Raw genomic sequence first — 15,775 nt, 5'->3', positions numbered from 1 at the left:
GCACTACATCAGGCCGCGCTCGACCAGTGACAACGGTTCGCCATCGCCGATGATCACATGGTCCAGCACCTCGACATCGATCAGCGCCAGCGTCTCCATGAGCCGCTTGGTCAGCTCGATGTCGGCCCGGCTGGGCTCGCTGACGCCCGAGGGGTGGTTGTGGCACAGGATCAGGCTGGCGGCGTTGTGCGCCAGGGCGCGCTTGACCACCTGGCGAGGGTGAACGTACGCGGCATTGATCGAGCCATGAAACAGCACTTCGAAGGCCAGCACCCGGTGCTTGCTGTCCAGGAACAGGCAGCCGAACACTTCATGGGGTTCGTGGCGCAACAGGGACTTGAGGTAGTGGCGCACCTGATCGGGGTTTTCCAGGGCCGAATCACGGCGCAGGGTTTCGGCCATGTGCCGGCGCGCCATTTCCAGCACCGCCTGCAACTGGGCGAACTTGGCCGGCCCCAGCCCCAGGTGCGCGCTGAACGCTGCCAGGTCCGATTCCAGCAGGGTGCGCAGGCTGCCGAACTGGCCCAGCAAGTGGCGGGCCAGGTCGACCGCGCTGTGCCCGGCCACCCCGGTGCGCAGAAAGATCGCCAGCAGTTCGGCATCGGAGAGGCTGGTCGCCCCCATGCTCAGCAATCGCTCGCGGGGACGCTCCGCCGCGGGCCAGTCGCGAATACTCATAACACCTCCTTGTGTTGTGCGAACACCGCCATGGACGTCGCTGTTCCAGGGCAGACGCTGTGCTATCTTAGCCCATCTTTTTTGCGCGGCGACCCGGCCTGGGGAGGCGTCATCGCCATCGCGCCATTGACCAAGACAAGGCAAGCCTATGCAGCGGCTGTATCGAAAACGCATCGTTCTGGGCGTCGGCGGCGGCATCGCGGCCTACAAGAGCGCCGAACTGGTTCGCCGCCTGCGCGACCAGGGTGCCGAAGTGCGTGTCGTCATGACCCGTGGCGGGGCGGAATTCATTACCCCGCTGACCATGCAGGCGCTCTCGGGGCACCCGGTGCACCTGGACCTGCTGGACCCGGCGGCCGAAGCGGCCATGGGGCATATCGAGCTGGCCAGGTGGGCCGACCTGATCCTCATCGCCCCGGCCACCGCCGACCTGATCGCCCGCCTGGCCCAGGGCATCGCCAATGACCTGCTGACCACCATCGTGCTGGCCACCGACGCCACCGTCGCCATTGCCCCGGCGATGAACCAGGCCATGTGGCGCGACGACACGGTGCAGGCCAACACCCGACAGCTCGCCGAACGCGGCTGGAAGGTGTTCGGCCCGGCCTCCGGCGTGCAGGCCTGTGGTGACGTGGGCTTCGGGCGCATGCTTGAGCCCGACGACCTGGCCCTGTGCGCGGCGCAGTGTTTCCAGCGCCTGAGCCTGACCGGCAAGCATGTGCTGATCACCGCCGGTCCCACCCAGGAAAACATCGATCCGGTGCGCTACATCACCAACCACAGCTCCGGCAAGATGGGCTTTGCCCTGGCCGAGGCAGCCGTTGAGGCCGGCGCCCGGGTCACGCTGATCACCGGCCCCGTGAGCCTGCCGACCCCGGACCGGGTGACGCGCATCGATGTGGTCAGCGCCCGCGACATGCTCGCGGCGTGCGAGGCAGCGATTCCGTGTGACCTGTTCATCGCCTCGGCAGCGGTCGCAGACTACCGACCTGAAGTCATTGCCCCGCATAAACTCAAGAAAGATCCTACGAACGGCGACGGCTTGCTACTGCAGATGGTCCGCAACCCGGACATTCTGGCCACCATTGCCACCCGTCCCGATCGTCCGTTCAGTGTCGGTTTTGCCGCCGAGACTGAACACTTGCTCGACTATGCTGCACGCAAGCTCAAGGACAAGAATCTCGACTTGATCGTCGCCAACGATGTGGCCAACCCCAGCATCGGCTTCAACAGCGAGGAAAATGCCTGCAGCGTGATCGACCGGGCGTTGCACGCAACGCTCTTTGCCCAGACCAGCAAGGGCAAGATTGCCCGCCAGCTGATCACCTTTATCGCAGAACGCATGAATCAGGCCTGACTACGAATGCACGCTCTACAAGCCAAGATCCTCGACCCTCGCATCGGCAGCGAATTTCCTCTTCCGGCCTACGCCACCGGCGGCTCGGCAGGCCTCGACCTGCGCGCCATGCTCAAGCAGGACACGGTCCTGGAGCCGGGCCAGACCCTGTTGATTCCTACCGGGCTTTCGATCTACATCCAGGACCCGGGCCTGGCGGCCATGATCCTGCCGCGCTCGGGACTGGGCCACAAGCACGGCATCGTGCTGGGCAATCTGGTCGGGTTGATCGACTCCGACTACCAGGGCGAACTGATGGTCTCGTGCTGGAACCGCGGCCAGACGCCGTTCACCATCGCCATCGGCGAGCGCATTGCGCAACTGGTGCTGGTGCCGGTGGTGCAGGCGCATTTCGAACTGGTCGATGAATTCCAGCAGACCGAGCGCGGCGCTGGCGGCTTCGGTCACTCCGGCAGCCACTGAGTCTCGCTCGCGGCAACAATGCCCGGCGTCAGTACCCATGAATGGAGAGCAGTCGGGTGAAAGGCAGTCAGCTCAGCACCGCCACGCAGTCAGCAGCACACCGCCCGGCGCCGGCTTCGACGGGTCTGCACGCCCTGCTGCCCGGCCTGGTTCCGGCGCTGATCGGCCTGGGTGCCGCTGCACTGCTGGTGGGCATCGGTCTGTCCGGCAACCCGCAGCACTATCAGCAACAGGTGCAGGCCTGGGGCAACAGCCAGGCCGCAGCGATCAACCTGGCGTTGCGCCAGATCGATGCCGACACCCGCGCGGCGGCCAGTAATCCGGCGATTGCCCGGCTGGTACATGGCAGCGATCCGCTGGCCCTGAAAGCGGCGCAGGCACAGTTTCTCTACTGGGACGGCCTGGTCGGTGCACGGATCAACCCCAGGGGGCTGGCCGATACCGATGAGCAAGCACCGGTGCCGGTGAGCTTTTCCACCCTGGACATGCTCAACAAGACCATTCAGGGCCAGCCACCGGCGCCCGAGGCGCGCCAGGTCGGCGAGCGCTGGGTGATCTACAGCGCCGCTGTCGTACGTGATGCCCCAGGCAATCCGCCCGGCGGCACGCTGCTGCTGGCCTTTGATATCCAGCGCCTGCTCGGTGCCTTGCCGCCGATACCCGCCGAGGCCGGCCAGGTCACGCTCAGCCAGCAGTTCGGCAACGGGCCGCGTCAGGTCTTTGTCCAGCGCGGCCAGGCCAATGGCGATCAGGCCGCAAGCTTTGACACCGGCTACCCCGGCTGGCAATTGCAGTTCGCCCCGGGTCCGGCCCTGCAAGGCTCGCCGCCCTGGCTGCTGTTGGCGCTGGCGGCCCTGCTGGCGCTGGTTGGCATCGTGCTGGGCCTGTACCTCAATGAGCGCGCCCTGCAACGCCGCATCAGCGCCGATGCCCGGCAGCTCGATCAACTGCTGCAAGAACTCTCTGGCGGAAAAACCGTCAAATCATTCGGTCTGAGCCTGCCTGCCCTTGAAGGCCTGGCTCAGGCCCTCGCCCGTTTTTCGCTGCGCGGCCCGCATACCGGCGTGCCCGGCACGGTGCGCAGCGACAAGACCGGCCCCGCACCCGGCATCACTGAAGGCAGCGTTGCAGTATCGCCACCGTCCACCGTCCCTGACGATGACCTGCGCGATCCGCTGTTCCAGGATACCGATATTCTCGATATCGACATTCTCGACGACAACCAGAACTTCCTGAGATCGGAGCTCTCCCCCCCAATGAACAGCCCAGCATCCGTGGCACCCCAGCTACCTGACACCATTTTTCGCGCCTATGACATCCGCGGCGTGGTCGGTGACACTCTTCACGCTGAAACCGCCTACTGGATCGGCCGCGCCATCGGCGCCCAGAGCCTGGCCGAAAACGAACCCAACGTCAGCGTCGGCCGCGACGGTCGCCTGTCGGGGCCTGAGCTTGCGCAGCAACTGATCAAGGGCCTGTACGACAGCGGTTGCCACGTCAGCGACGTTGGCCTGGTGCCGACGCCGGCCCTGTATTACGCCGCCAACGTGCTGGCCGGCAAGACCGGTGTGATGCTGACCGGCAGCCACAACCCCAAGGACTACAACGGCTTCAAGATCGTGATCGCCGGCGACACCCTGGCCAACGAGCAGATCCAGGCCCTGTTGCAGCGCATTCGCAGCAATGACCTGCCGACCGGGCAAGGCAGCATCACCCAGGTCGACATCCTCGACGGCTATTTCAAGTACATCAAGAACGACATCAAGCTGGCCCGCAAGCTCAAGGTCGTGGTCGACTGCGGCAACGGTGCGGCCGGCGTGATCGCTCCGCAATTGATCGAGGCGCTGGGCTGCGAGGTGATCTCGCTGTTCGCCGAAGTCGACGGCAATTTCCCCAACCACCACCCGGACCCGGGCAAGCTGGAAAACCTGCAGGACCTGATCGCCAAGGTCAAGGAAACCGGTGCCGACCTGGGCCTGGCCTTTGATGGTGACGGCGACCGCGTGGGTGTGGTGACCAACGAGGGCAACGTGGTCTATCCCGACCGCTTGTTGATGCTGTTTGCGCTGGACGTGCTGGAGCGCAATCCGGGCGCTGAAATCATCTTCGACGTCAAATGCACCCGTCGCCTGACCCCGCTGATCGAAGCGCATGGTGGTCGCCCGGTGATGTGGAAGACTGGTCACTCGCTGATCAAGAAGCAGATGAAAAAGAGCGGTGCCCTGCTGGCTGGCGAAATGAGCGGGCACATCTTCTTCAAGGAGCGCTGGTTCGGCTTCGACGACGGTATCTACAGTGCCGCGCGCCTGCTGGAAATTCTCAGCCAGAAGGCCGAAGACGCCGAAACGCTGTTCGCCTCGTTCCCCGAGGACATTTCCACCCCGGAAATCAATATCAAGGTGACCGACGTCACCAAGTTCAGCATCATTGAAGCCCTTGAAAAGGACGCTCAATGGGGCGATGCACAGCTGACCAGCATCGATGGCGTGCGGGTCGACTACCCGCAAGGCTGGGGCCTGGTGCGTGCGTCCAACACCACGCCGGTGCTGGTGCTGCGCTTCGAAGCCGAGACCGAAGCTGAATTGCAGCGCATCCAGGGCGTCTTCCACACCGAGCTCAAGAAAGTTGCGCCGGACCTCGAACTGCCGTTCTGATTGTTTTGACCTTTGACAGGAGCCCCGAATGACCCTCGATCGTGATGCCGCCACCAACGTTGCCAAGGTATTGTCCGAAGCACTGCCGTACATCCGCCGCTTCGTCGGCAAGACACTGGTCATCAAGTACGGCGGCAACGCCATGGAGAGTGAAGAGCTCAAGACCGGCTTTGCCCGCGACATCGTGTTGATGAAGGCGGTTGGCATCAACCCGGTGGTGGTGCACGGCGGCGGGCCGCAGATCGGTGACCTGCTCAAGCGCCTGTCCATCGAAAGCCACTTCATCGATGGCATGCGCGTCACCGACGCCCAGACCATGGATGTGGTGGAAATGGTGCTGGGCGGCCAGGTCAACAAGGACATCGTCAACCTGATCAACCGTCATGGCGGCAGCGCCATCGGCCTGACCGGCAAGGACGCCGAGCTGATTCGTGCGAAAAAGCTCACCGTGACCCGCCAGACCCCGGAAATGACCAAGCCCGAGATCATCGACATCGGTCATGTGGGCGAGGTGGTCGGGGTCAACACCGACCTGCTCAACATGCTGGTCAAGGGTGACTTCATTCCGGTGATTGCACCGATCGGCGTCGGTCCTGAAGGTGAGTCGTACAACATCAACGCCGACCTGGTGGCCGGCAAGGTGGCCGAGGCGCTCAAGGCCGAGAAACTGATGCTGCTGACCAACATTGCCGGCCTGATGGACAAGCAGGGTCACGTGCTGACCGGCCTGACCACCGAACAGGTCGACAGCCTGATCGCCGACGGCACCATCTACGGCGGCATGCTGCCCAAGATCCGTTGCGCACTCGAAGCGGTGCAAGGCGGGGTGCACAGCTCGCACATCATCGACGGCCGTGTGCCTAATGCGGTGCTGCTGGAGATCTTCACCGACAGCGGCGTCGGCACCCTGATCACCAACCGCAAGCCTCGCGGCTGACGGTCGAGGGTCCGAAAGCCCCGCCTGCGCAAGCCGGCGGGGCTTTTTTTTGTGGGTGCGTCGCCTTGGCGCCGCGCCAAGCAGGGGACCTGATGGGAGGCGGCTTGCCGGCGATCGAGTGCGTAGCGCTCGCAGAAATCCTGGAAACGCTGAAATTTTACGACTGCTAACGCACTCGGTCGCGGTGGTCCGGCATTCCGGCAAGCGCGCCTACTGCAGCAGCTTCTGCACCCGCGCCCGGTCCACGGCAAACGCGGCTTCGGCCTCTTGCCGGCTCTGCTGGTAGCGCAGGATGCCGGCCTGCAGTGCCTGTTGTCGGGTGCGCAGGTCCTTGAGTTGGTCGAGCAGCGTTTGTGGCACCGGGCGCCCGGCGCGCTCGTGGTCGGCCGCCTGGCCCTGCAAACTGGCCTGCTGGGCAGACAGCCCCTGGATATTGCCCTGGGCCACGCCGATCAGTGCATCGAGCTCGGCCAGCCGGCGTACCCTGGCGCGGTCCACGTCATCCAGGCTGCTGTATTGCTGCAACAGCTGCGCATCGGCACTGGCCTGGGCCCTGGTGGCTTCGGCCTGGCGGATTTCCTGGGCGGTGGGGGCCGGCGGCACGATCTGCACCACGCGGCCACGGGCATTGAGAACCTGATAGCCCTTGCCGATGTACTCGGACGGGACGCCCTGGCGGTCCATCACGATGACGCCACGGCTGTCGACGTAGCGGTAGAGCAGGATTTCGGGCGGCTCGGCGGCCAGGGCAGGCCCCTGGAGCGAAGCGCCAAGCCATAGCAGCAGGCCTGCCGCACCCAGACGAGCCTGGCGCATCGGTCGCGCTTGCAGTTGCCAGGCCCCGGCCATAGGCCTCCTTAAATCCCGAACTGCGCCCGGTAGTCCTCGACGGCCGGCAGGTACTGCTTGAGCTGCGGATCGTCGGCCAGAAACTCCAGGACCTGGTTCAACGAGACGATGCTGACCACCGGGATGCCGAAGTCACGTTCCACTTCCTGGATCGCCGACAGCTCGCCGTTGCCGCGCTCCTGGCGGTTGAGAGCGATCAATACGCCGGCCGCCGTGGCCTGCTGGGCCTGGATGATCTGCATGACTTCACGGATGGCGGTGCCAGCGGTGATCACGTCGTCGATGATCAGCACATTGCCGGCCAGGGGCGCGCCTACCAGGCTGCCACCTTCGCCGTGATCCTTGGCTTCCTTGCGGTTGAAGCACCACGGCAGGTCGCGGTCATGGTGCTCGGCCAGTGCCACGGCCGTAGCGGCGGCCAGCGGAATGCCCTTGTAGGCCGGGCCGAACAGCACGTCGAAGGCCAGGCCGCTGTCGACCACGGCAGCCGCGTAGTAACGCCCGAGCCGCGACAGGGCTGAGCCGCTGTTGAACAGGCCGGCATTGAAGAAGTAAGGGCTGGTACGCCCGGACTTGAGGGTGAACTCACCGAAGCGCAATACGCCGCGATCAATGGCAAAACGAATGAAATCGCGTTGGTACGCCTGCATGAAAAAGCCTCGAAAGCATGGATTTAGCTAATTGACTTGACCTCGGGTATCATACACGCACGTGATTTTTGGGGCCATTTATGCGGATCATCAGTGTGAACGTAAATGGCATTCAGGCTGCAGTCGAGCGTGGTTTGCTCAGCTGGCTGCAAGCCCAGAATGCCGACGTCATCTGTCTACAGGACACCCGCGCCTCCACCTTTGAACTGGATGATCCAGCCTACCAGCTGGATGGCTACTTCCTTTACGCGTGCGAAGCCGAAGTACCCGCCCAGGGCGGTGTGGCGCTTTACTCGCGTTTGCAACCAAAGGCGGTAATCAGCGGCCTGGGCTTCGAAACAGCCGACCGCTACGGGCGTTACCTGCAGGCCGATTTCGACAAAGTCAGTATTGCCAGCCTGTTGATGCCTTCGGGCATGAACGGCGACGAAGACCTGAACCAGAAGTTCAAGCTCATGGACGACTTCGGCAAGTACCTGGACAAGCAACGCCGCAAGCGTCGCGAATACATCTATTGCGGTTCGCTGTATGTCGCGCAGCAGAAGCTCGACATCAAGAACTGGCGCGACAGCCAGCAGTCGCCGGGCTTCCTGGCGCCTGAGCGTGCCTGGATGGACGAGATCGTCGGCAACATGGGTTATGTGGACGCCCTGCGCGAAGTCAATCGCGAAGGCGACCAGTACAGCTGGTGGCCGGACAGCGAACAGGCCGAGATGCTCAACCTGGGCTGGCGCTTCGACTACCAGATCCTGACGCCGGGCCTGCGCCGCTTCGTGCGTAGCGCACGCCTGCCGCGCCAGCCGCGTTTCTCGCAGCACGCGCCGCTGATCGTGGACTACGACTGGACACTGACCATCTGACCACGGGTCAATGTCCATTCGACAAAAAGCCGACATGATGTCGGCTTTTTATTACCCGCAAATTGTAGGTCTCACGCGGGCAATCAGTCCGCCAGCGCCGCGCGCTGCAGCTCGAAGATCTCGTCCATGCCCTTGCGGCCCAGTTCCAGCATGGCGGTGAGCTCTTCAGGCTGGAACGGCGCGCCTTCGGCGGTGCCCTGGATCTCGATGAAACCGCCGGCGCTGGTCATGACCAGGTTCAGGTCGGTCTCGGCCGCAGAGTCCTCGAGGTAGTCCAGGTCCAGGACCGGCTCGCCCTTGTAGATACCCACCGACACGGCGCCGACCATCTGCTTGAGCGGATCGCCGGCTTTCAGGCCGCCGCGCTTCTTGATCAGTTTCAGGGCATCGATCAGCGCCACCATGGAACCGGTGATCGAGGCGGTGCGGGTGCCGCCATCGGCCTGGATCACGTCGCAATCGACGTACAGGGTGATGTCGCCCAGCTTGGACATGTCCAGTGCCGCGCGCAGCGAGCGGCCGATCAGGCGCTGGATTTCCAGGGTGCGGCCGCCCTGCTTGCCACGGCTGGCCTCACGCTGGTTACGCTCGCCGGTCGAGCGCGGCAGCATGCCGTACTCGGCGGTCAACCAGCCCTGGCCCTGTCCCTTGAGAAAGCGCGGGACGCCGTTTTCGACGCTGACCGTGCAGATGACCTTGGTGTCACCGAACTCGACCAGCACAGAGCCTTCGGCATGTTTGGTGTAGTTGCGGGTGATACGGATCGGGCGCAGCTGATCGGCAGCGCGACCACTTGGACGTTTCATCTGGCAATACCTGTACAGGGACGGAAAACTGCCGGGAGTATAAAGCCCATGGCCGGCGCTGGGCACATCTAAAAGTCCGCCGGGCCGTTTCAGCCGACACAAGGGCTCTGCCGCAGGCCTTGCCGGGCGGTGTCGACAGCCGGGCAGGGGCCGGCGCATCAGCGGTTTGGGAGCCGGCCACGCACTGGGTTACAATCCTGCGCCTTTGCAGCCTGTCGCACGTCGTCCGCCCGGACCCACCCTTGCCCAGGACTCACGAATCAGGAGGTACACCCCATGGTGCACAGCATGACCGCCTTTGCCCGCGTCGAACGGGCCGGTGCCCAGGGCACCCTGAGCTGGGAACTGCGCTCGGTCAACCACCGTTACCTTGAGCCGCACCTGCGCCTGCCCGATGCCTTCCGTGACCTGGAAAGCGCCATTCGTGAAGCCCTGCGCCAGGGCCTGTCACGCGGCAAGGTCGAGTGCACCCTGCGCTTCGCCGAGGAAAGCGCCGGCAAGCCGTTGCAGGTCGACCGCGAGCGCGCCGCGCAACTGGTCGCTGCCGCCGAACAGGTTGCCAGCCTGATCCAGCAGCCTGCGCCGCTCAACCCGCTTGAGGTGCTCGCCTGGCCGGGCGTGCTGGTGGCCGATGCCAGCGACCCGCAGGCGCTGAACAACGAAGCCCTGGCGCTGTTCAACCAGGGCCTGGACGAACTCAAGACCGGTCGCGGCCGCGAAGGTGCAGGCCTGGCAGCGTTGCTCAACGAGCGGCTGGACGCCATTGCCCTGGAAGTCACCACCCTGCGCGCCCTGGTGCCGCACATGCTGGCCGCCCAGCGCCAGAAGATTCTTGACCGCTTCACCGACATGAAAGCCGAGCTGGACCCGCAGCGCCTGGAACAGGAACTGGTCCTGCTGGCACAAAAGAGCGATGTCGCCGAAGAGCTCGATCGCCTGAGCACCCACGTCACCGAGGTGCGCCGGGTGCTCAAGGCCGGCGGCCAGGCCGGGCGACGCCTGGATTTCCTGATGCAGGAACTCAACCGCGAGGCCAATACCCTGGGCTCCAAGGCTTTCGATCCACGCAGTACCCAGGCGGCGGTCAACCTCAAAGTGTTGATCGAACAGATGCGCGAACAAGTGCAGAACATTGAGTAAGGCCCAAGCCCCCATGACCCATAGCACCGGCACCCTTTACATCGTTTCCGCGCCTTCCGGCGCCGGCAAGACCAGCCTGGTTTCGGCCCTGATCAAGGATCAGCCACAGATTCGTCTGTCCGTCTCGCACACCACCCGCGCCATGCGCCCGGGCGAAGTGAACGGGGTGAACTATCACTTCGTCGAGCGCGCCGACTTTCTGGCCATGATCGAGCAGGGCGACTTTCTCGAGCAGGCCGAAGTGTTCGGCAACCTGTACGGCACCTCGCAGAGCAGCCTGCAACAGATTCTCGATGAGGGTCACGACCTGATCCTGGAAATCGACTGGCAAGGGGCCGAGCAGGTGCGCAACCTGATGCCCGATGCGCGCTCGATCTTCATCCTGCCGCCCAGCCAGGAGGCGCTGCGCCAGCGCTTGAACAATCGTGGCCAGGACAGCGACGAGATCATCGAGGGCCGGATGCGCGAGGCGGTCAGCGAAATGAGTCATTTTGCCGCCTACGATTACCTGATCATCAACGATCACTTCGCCCAGGCCCTGGAAGACCTCAAGGCCATCTTCCGTGCCAATCGCCTGACCCAGACACATCAACAGCAGCAACACCGGGTCCTGCTGAGCCAGTTGCTGAGCTGAACCGAGCGCCGGGATCGGCACCGCCGATGGCTTGGCGCTTGAAGCTTGCCACTCCCCGCTAGTACACTACCAAGTCCGCTCGCCCATCCGGGCAACGCGCATACGCATTTGCTACGAGGAATACCATGGCCCGCGTGACTGTTGAAGACTGCCTGGAACACGTCGATAACCGCTTCGAGCTGGTCATGCTCGCCACCAAGCGTTCGCGTCAGCTCGCCACCGGCGGCAAGGAACCCAAGCTGGCCTGGGAAAATGACAAGCCTACCGTTCTGGCCCTGCGTGAAATCGCCGCCGGCCTGATCGACAACGCCGTGATCGCCGAAGCTGAAATCGTCGAAGACGAACCGTTGTTTGCCGCGTTCGAGGACGAGTCCAGCGAGGCCGTATAAGCCTATGCCGGGTCGACGTAGTGCGGCGCAGCGCAGGGGCCATCGGCAGGAGGTAGCGCTTTGCCGAGCATAGACGCCCTCGCCGAACGCCTCTCAGCCTACCTCGGCAAGGATCAGGTCAACCTGGTCCGCCGGGCGTATTTCTACGCCGAGCAAGCCCACGACGGCCAGCGCCGGCGCAGTGGCGAAGCCTACGTCACCCATCCCCTGGCGGTTGCCAGTATCCTCGCTGACATGCACATGGACCATCAGAGCCTGATGGCCGCGATGCTGCATGACGTGATCGAGGACACCGGCATCGCCAAGGAAGCCCTCAGCGCGCAGTTCGGCGAAACCGTGGCCGACCTGGTCGACGGGGTCAGCAAGCTGACCCAGATGAACTTCGAGACCAAGGCCGAAGCGCAGGCTGAAAACTTCCAGAAAATGGCCATGGCCATGGCCCGCGACATTCGCGTGATCCTGGTCAAGCTGGCCGACCGCCTGCACAACATGCGCACCCTTGAAGTGCTGTCCGGTGAAAAACGCCGGCGCATCGCCAAGGAAACCCTCGAAATCTACGCCCCCATCGCCAATCGCCTGGGGATGCACAGTGTGCGGATCGAATTCGAGGACCTGGGTTTCAAGGCCATGTACCCCATGCGCTCCTCGCGCATCGGCCAGGCCGTCAAGCGTGCCCGTGGCAACCGCAAGGAACTGGTCAACAAGATCGAAGAATCGCTGAGCCACTGCCTGGCTGTGGACGGCATCGCCGGCGATGTCAGCGGGCGGCAGAAGCACCTCTATGGCATCTACAAGAAGATGCGCGGCAAGCGCCGCGCCTTCAACGAGATCATGGACGTGTACGCGTTCCGCATCATCGTCGACAAGGTTGACACCTGCTACCGGGTGCTGGGCGCGGTGCACAACCTGTACAAGCCGCTGCCGGGGCGCTTCAAGGACTACATCGCCATCCCCAAGGCCAACGGCTACCAGTCGCTGCACACCACGCTGTTCGGCATGCACGGGGTGCCCATCGAAATCCAGATTCGTACCCATGAAATGGAAGAGATGGCCAACAACGGCATCGCCGCGCACTGGCTGTACAAGTCCAGCGACGACGAGCAGCCCAAGGGCTCGCATGCCCGCGCCCGGCAATGGGTCAAGGGCGTGCTGGAAATGCAGCAGCGCGCCGGCAACTCGCTGGAGTTCATCGAAAGCGTCAAGATCGACCTGTTTCCGGACGAGGTCTACGTCTTCACGCCCAAGGGCCGGATCATGGAGCTGCCCAAGGGCTCCACGGCCGTGGACTTCGCTTATGCCGTGCATACCGATGTGGGCAACAGCTGCATCGCCTGCCGCATCAACCGCCGCCTGGCGCCGCTGTCCGAGCCGCTGCAAAGCGGTTCGACCGTCGAGATCGTCAGTGCGCCGGGCGCACGACCGAACCCTGCCTGGCTCAACTTTGTCGTCACCGGCAAGGCGCGCACGCACATTCGCCACGCCCTGAAGCTGCAGCGCCGCTCCGAATCCATCAGCCTGGGCGAGCGCCTGCTCAACAAGGTGCTCAACGGCTTCGAGACCAGCCTGGACAAGATCGCCACCGAGCGCATCCAGGCCGCGCTGACCGAATACCGGGCACAGGTGCTCGAAGACCTGCTCGAAGACATCGGCCTGGGCAACCGCATGGCCTATGTCGTGGCACGCCGCCTGCTGGGCGACGGCGAGCAGTTGCCTAACGCCGAAGGTCCGCTGGCCATTCGCGGCACCGAGGGCCTGGTGCTCAGTTATGCCAAGTGCTGCACGCCGATTCCGGGCGACCCGATCGTCGGCCACCTGTCGGCCGGCAAGGGCATGGTCGTGCACCTGGAGAACTGCCGTAACATCAGTGAAATCCGCCACAATCCGGAAAAGTGCCTGCAATTGTCCTGGGCCAAGGATGTGACGGGCGAATTCAATGTCGAGCTGCGCGTCGAGCTCGAGCACCAGCGCGGCCTGATCGCGCTGCTGGCCAGCAGCGTCAACGCCGCCGATGGCAATATCGAGAAAATCAGCATGGACGAACGCGATGGTCGTATCAGCGTGGTCCAACTGGTGGTCAGTGTCCACGACCGCGTGCACCTGGCCCGCGTCATCAAGAAGCTGCGTGCATTGCCGGGCGTGACCCGTATCACGCGCATGCGTGCCTAGCCAAAGCCCCCTCAAGGAGTTCTCATGACCAAGACCGTCATCACCAGCGACAAGGCCCCTGCCGCCATCGGCACCTATTCCCAGGCCATCAAGGCAGGCAACACTGTCTACATGTCCGGGCAGATCCCGCTGGATCCCAAGACCATGGAGCTGGTCGACGGTATCGAGGCGCAGATCACCCAGGTGTTCGAAAACCTCAAGTCGGTGGCCGAAGCGGCAGGCGGTTCGTTCAAGGACATCGTCAAGCTGAACATCTTCCTCACCGATCTTGGCCACTTCGCCAAGGTCAACGAGATCATGGGCACCTACTTCCAGCAGCCTTACCCGGCCCGTGCCGCCATCGGCGTGGCCGCGTTGCCGCGTGGCTCGCAGGTCGAGATGGACGCTATCCTGGTCATCGAATAAACCTCCCCGGGCGCAGCCCCTGATGCTGCGCCCACCCCGTTAAGGAAGGATTCTGCTATGCGCCGTGCGCTCGCCCTCTCGCTGTTGGCCGCACTCGTTACCGGTTGTGCCAGCCACGTCGATCGTAACCCCGACGGGACCTGGATCAACCAGACCGCCATCGATGCCGCCGTCAGGGATGGCAATCTGCGCCAGGCCCTGCTGGCCAACGGTCCCAACCTGGAATGGCAAGTCAACACCAAGGCCGGCCAGGCCTCTTACTCCAATGGTTTCGAGCTGGGTGAAGGCAAGATCACCAGCGCCGCCGACGGCAAGCTGCGCATCGACTTCTATGGCAATTTCGTCGAAGACCTGCGCGTGGACGACGGCGAACTGATCCAGGCCGCCAACGAGTCGGGCCCCGAGCAGCACTTCGTCAAGCCCAAGGCGGCGATGCCTGCCGATGCACCTCCAGGCAGCAGCTTCGAAAATGCGTTGTACGGCGCCTTCATGGGCGGCAAGTGGACCATTGTCAGTGGCGAAGGCCAGGGATCGACCGTGCAGTTCATGCCTGACGGCGCCGTGCAGGGCCTGGGTGACAACGACCGCTACGCGCTGTGCCTGGCAGGCGATTGTGCGGCCATGAGCGGCGAATACGACAGCATGTGGCTGGAGCGGGCCGAGCAGGGCGCGCCGTGGATCTTCGTGCGCAATGGCAAACGACTGGAAATCTTCCAGGCGCTCAACACCGCCGGCGCCGACGAAATGCCCCAGCTGCGTCCGGGCCAGAGCCGCTGGGTGCTCGAAAAGCAGTAACCCACGCCACCTTTGTAGGAGCGCGCTTGCCCGCGACCGGCTGCGTAGCAGTCGTAAAAATAGCGGTGTTTAATCAATTTCTGCGAGCGCTACGCACTCGGTCGCGGTGGTCCGGCATTCCGGCAAGCACGCTCCTACGGGCGCAGCAGCGCTGCATACCCCGCCTTGTAGTCCGCGTAACGCGGTACCCAGCCCAGGGCGCGGGCGCGGGCGTTGCTGCAGCGCTTGCTGCCGGCGCGGCGCAGGGTCGCCTGCTCGGCCCACTCGGTCACCCCCAGGTATTCGCGCATCCAGGCCACCACCTCCGCCAGCGGCACCGGCGCGTCATCGACCCCCAGATAGCAGTCCTGCAGCTTTACGCCTTCGGCATCGGCCTTGAGCAGATAGGCCAGCAGGCCGGCGGCATCGTCGGCATGAATGCGATTGCCGTACACCGGCGGGTCGATCGCCACGCTATAGCCCTGGCGTACCCGGTTCGACAGGTCGCTGCGGCCCGGACCATAGATCCCGGTCAGGCGCACCACGCTGGCCGGCCAGCCACTGTCGAGCGCTACCCGTTCAGCCTCCAGCAGCACCTGGCCGGAAAAGCCGGTGGCCTCGGTGGCCGAGGTTTCATCGACCCATTCGCCCTGCTGCTGACCATAGACACTGCTGCTGGAGACGAAAATGACCCGGCGCGGCGACTGTCCGGACGCGCGCAACCAGCCGAGCGCGTGTTCAAGCCCCTCGACATAGGCGCGCCGATAGCCCGCTTCATCACGTTCGGTGGGGGTGGCGCAGTACACCAGGTAATCGATGCCGCCGGTCGGCCAATTCATTGGCCGTTGCGGGTCGAACAGATCGCCGGCGATGCCGGTGACGCCTGCCGGCAAGGCAGCAATATCGCGTCGCAAGCCGTGCACCTGCCAACCCGAAGGGAGCAGTTGCAGGGCCAGGCGCGAGCCGATGTCACCGCAACCGGCGATCAGTAGCGAAGGGGCGGGCATTGCGTCT

The 15,775-nt window shown here is 64.1% G+C and carries 16 protein-coding genes; 11 read left to right on the top strand and 5 right to left on the bottom strand.

Annotated features, from left to right (window positions below; all coding sequences use genetic code 11):
- Window positions 1-3: 3 nt before the first annotated feature.
- Window positions 4-678 carry a RadC family protein gene (gene radC / locus DGA31_RS08475; RefSeq protein WP_109512207.1) on the bottom strand — a complete coding sequence of 225 codons (675 nt, stop codon included), beginning with the start codon at window positions 676-678 and terminating at the stop codon, window positions 4-6.
- Window positions 679-826: 148 nt separating this feature from the next.
- Here radC and coaBC point away from each other — a divergent pair, with 148 nt between their 5' ends.
- The 4 genes from coaBC to argB are packed head-to-tail and all read left to right on the top strand — an operon-like array spanning window position 827 to window position 6,088.
- Window positions 827-2,035 (top strand): bifunctional phosphopantothenoylcysteine decarboxylase/phosphopantothenate--cysteine ligase CoaBC, encoded by a 1,209-nt coding sequence (gene coaBC, locus DGA31_RS08470; protein WP_056841144.1) that lies wholly within the window; start codon window positions 827-829, stop codon window positions 2,033-2,035.
- A 6-nt stretch (window positions 2,036-2,041) separates the two neighbouring features.
- Window positions 2,042-2,497: a dUTP diphosphatase gene (gene dut, locus DGA31_RS08465; RefSeq protein ID WP_056841145.1), complete on the top strand. Its 456-nt coding sequence runs from the start codon at window positions 2,042-2,044 to the stop codon at window positions 2,495-2,497.
- A 56-nt stretch (window positions 2,498-2,553) separates the two neighbouring features.
- Window positions 2,554-5,151: a phosphohexomutase domain-containing protein gene (locus tag DGA31_RS30550; RefSeq protein WP_109512206.1), complete on the top strand. Its 2,598-nt coding sequence runs from the start codon at window positions 2,554-2,556 to the stop codon at window positions 5,149-5,151.
- Between the two features lie 28 nt (window positions 5,152-5,179).
- Window positions 5,180-6,088 (top strand): acetylglutamate kinase, encoded by a 909-nt coding sequence (gene argB, locus DGA31_RS08455; protein ID WP_056841147.1) that lies wholly within the window; start codon window positions 5,180-5,182, stop codon window positions 6,086-6,088.
- Between the two features lie 210 nt (window positions 6,089-6,298).
- Here argB and DGA31_RS08450 read toward each other — a convergent pair whose 3' ends face one another.
- Both DGA31_RS08450 and pyrE read right to left on the bottom strand, forming a co-directional pair.
- Entirely contained in the window at window positions 6,299-6,904 is a 606-nt protein-coding gene (locus DGA31_RS08450) for a DUF4124 domain-containing protein (protein WP_421957955.1), read from the bottom strand.
- Between the two features lie 41 nt (window positions 6,905-6,945).
- Window positions 6,946-7,587 carry an orotate phosphoribosyltransferase gene (gene pyrE, locus DGA31_RS08445; RefSeq protein WP_056841148.1) on the bottom strand — a complete coding sequence of 214 codons (642 nt, stop codon included), beginning with the start codon at window positions 7,585-7,587 and terminating at the stop codon, window positions 6,946-6,948.
- Window positions 7,588-7,667: 80 nt separating this feature from the next.
- Between pyrE and DGA31_RS08440 the strand changes: the two genes are divergently transcribed.
- Window positions 7,668-8,447 carry an exodeoxyribonuclease III gene (locus DGA31_RS08440; protein ID WP_056841149.1) on the top strand — a complete coding sequence of 260 codons (780 nt, stop codon included), beginning with the start codon at window positions 7,668-7,670 and terminating at the stop codon, window positions 8,445-8,447.
- An 83-nt stretch (window positions 8,448-8,530) separates the two neighbouring features.
- Here the strand turns inward: DGA31_RS08440 and rph are convergent, their stop codons facing one another.
- A complete protein-coding gene (rph, locus tag DGA31_RS08435; protein WP_056841150.1) occupies window positions 8,531-9,253 on the bottom strand; it encodes a ribonuclease PH in 723 nt (240 codons plus the stop codon).
- Window positions 9,254-9,529: 276 nt separating this feature from the next.
- Here rph and DGA31_RS08430 point away from each other — a divergent pair, with 276 nt between their 5' ends.
- The 6 genes from DGA31_RS08430 (at window position 9,530) to DGA31_RS08405 (ending at window position 14,782) form a co-directional block, all read left to right on the top strand.
- Window positions 9,530-10,393 (top strand): YicC/YloC family endoribonuclease, encoded by an 864-nt coding sequence (locus DGA31_RS08430; RefSeq protein WP_109512205.1) that lies wholly within the window; start codon window positions 9,530-9,532, stop codon window positions 10,391-10,393.
- A gap of 13 nt (window positions 10,394-10,406) precedes the next feature.
- Window positions 10,407-11,027, top strand: coding sequence for a guanylate kinase (gene gmk, locus DGA31_RS08425; RefSeq protein WP_109512204.1), 621 nt, complete (start codon window positions 10,407-10,409; stop codon window positions 11,025-11,027).
- Window positions 11,028-11,152: 125 nt separating this feature from the next.
- Window positions 11,153-11,416 (top strand): DNA-directed RNA polymerase subunit omega, encoded by a 264-nt coding sequence (rpoZ, locus tag DGA31_RS08420; protein WP_045485028.1) that lies wholly within the window; start codon window positions 11,153-11,155, stop codon window positions 11,414-11,416.
- Window positions 11,417-11,476: 60 nt separating this feature from the next.
- Complete coding sequence (gene spoT, locus DGA31_RS08415) at window positions 11,477-13,582, top strand: bifunctional GTP diphosphokinase/guanosine-3',5'-bis pyrophosphate 3'-pyrophosphohydrolase (protein ID WP_056841153.1); 2,106 nt, start codon at window positions 11,477-11,479, stop codon at window positions 13,580-13,582.
- Window positions 13,583-13,606: 24 nt separating this feature from the next.
- On the top strand, window positions 13,607-13,987 hold the full coding sequence (locus tag DGA31_RS08410) for a RidA family protein (RefSeq protein ID WP_056841154.1): 381 nt from the start codon (window positions 13,607-13,609) through the stop codon (window positions 13,985-13,987).
- 57 nt (window positions 13,988-14,044) lie between these two features.
- Window positions 14,045-14,782, top strand: a complete 738-nt coding sequence (locus tag DGA31_RS08405) for a hypothetical protein (RefSeq protein ID WP_056841155.1) — start codon at window positions 14,045-14,047, stop codon at window positions 14,780-14,782.
- A 134-nt stretch (window positions 14,783-14,916) separates the two neighbouring features.
- On the opposite strand, the gene DGA31_RS08400 is transcribed toward DGA31_RS08405, so the two are convergent.
- The gene (locus DGA31_RS08400) at window positions 14,917-15,768 is read right to left on the bottom strand and encodes an SDR family oxidoreductase (RefSeq protein WP_056841156.1); all 852 of its coding nucleotides are present in this window, start codon (window positions 15,766-15,768) and stop codon (window positions 14,917-14,919) included.
- Between the last annotated feature and the right edge of the window lie 7 nt (window positions 15,769-15,775).

The sequence above is a fragment of the Pseudomonas ovata genome (assembly GCF_003131185.1).
Lineage (GTDB): Bacteria > Pseudomonadota > Gammaproteobacteria > Pseudomonadales > Pseudomonadaceae > Aquipseudomonas > Aquipseudomonas ovata.
Note: the sequence above shows the minus strand (reverse complement) of the source record. Positions and strands in the feature narration are given on the sequence as shown.

Bases quoted from the DNA above. Each gene is read 5' to 3' on its own strand.
- radC (WP_109512207.1), bottom strand. From the start codon at position 678: ATGAGTATTCGCGACTGGCCCGCGGCGGAGCGTCCCCGCGAGCGATTG.
- coaBC (WP_056841144.1), top strand. From the start codon at position 827: ATGCAGCGGCTGTATCGAAAACGCATCGTTCTGGGCGTCGGCGGCGGC.
- dut (WP_056841145.1), top strand. From the start codon at position 2,042: ATGCACGCTCTACAAGCCAAGATCCTCGACCCTCGCATCGGCAGCGAA.
- argB (WP_056841147.1), top strand. From the start codon at position 5,180: ATGACCCTCGATCGTGATGCCGCCACCAACGTTGCCAAGGTATTGTCC.
- DGA31_RS08450 (WP_421957955.1), bottom strand. From the start codon at position 6,904: ATGCGCCAGGCTCGTCTGGGTGCGGCAGGCCTGCTGCTATGGCTTGGC.
- pyrE (WP_056841148.1), bottom strand. From the start codon at position 7,587: ATGCAGGCGTACCAACGCGATTTCATTCGTTTTGCCATTGATCGCGGC.
- DGA31_RS08440 (WP_056841149.1), top strand. From the start codon at position 7,668: ATGCGGATCATCAGTGTGAACGTAAATGGCATTCAGGCTGCAGTCGAG.
- rph (WP_056841150.1), bottom strand. From the start codon at position 9,253: ATGAAACGTCCAAGTGGTCGCGCTGCCGATCAGCTGCGCCCGATCCGT.
- DGA31_RS08430 (WP_109512205.1), top strand. From the start codon at position 9,530: ATGGTGCACAGCATGACCGCCTTTGCCCGCGTCGAACGGGCCGGTGCC.
- gmk (WP_109512204.1), top strand. From the start codon at position 10,407: ATGACCCATAGCACCGGCACCCTTTACATCGTTTCCGCGCCTTCCGGC.
- rpoZ (WP_045485028.1), top strand. From the start codon at position 11,153: ATGGCCCGCGTGACTGTTGAAGACTGCCTGGAACACGTCGATAACCGC.
- DGA31_RS08410 (WP_056841154.1), top strand. From the start codon at position 13,607: ATGACCAAGACCGTCATCACCAGCGACAAGGCCCCTGCCGCCATCGGC.
- DGA31_RS08405 (WP_056841155.1), top strand. From the start codon at position 14,045: ATGCGCCGTGCGCTCGCCCTCTCGCTGTTGGCCGCACTCGTTACCGGT.
- DGA31_RS08400 (WP_056841156.1), bottom strand. From the start codon at position 15,768: ATGCCCGCCCCTTCGCTACTGATCGCCGGTTGCGGTGACATCGGCTCG.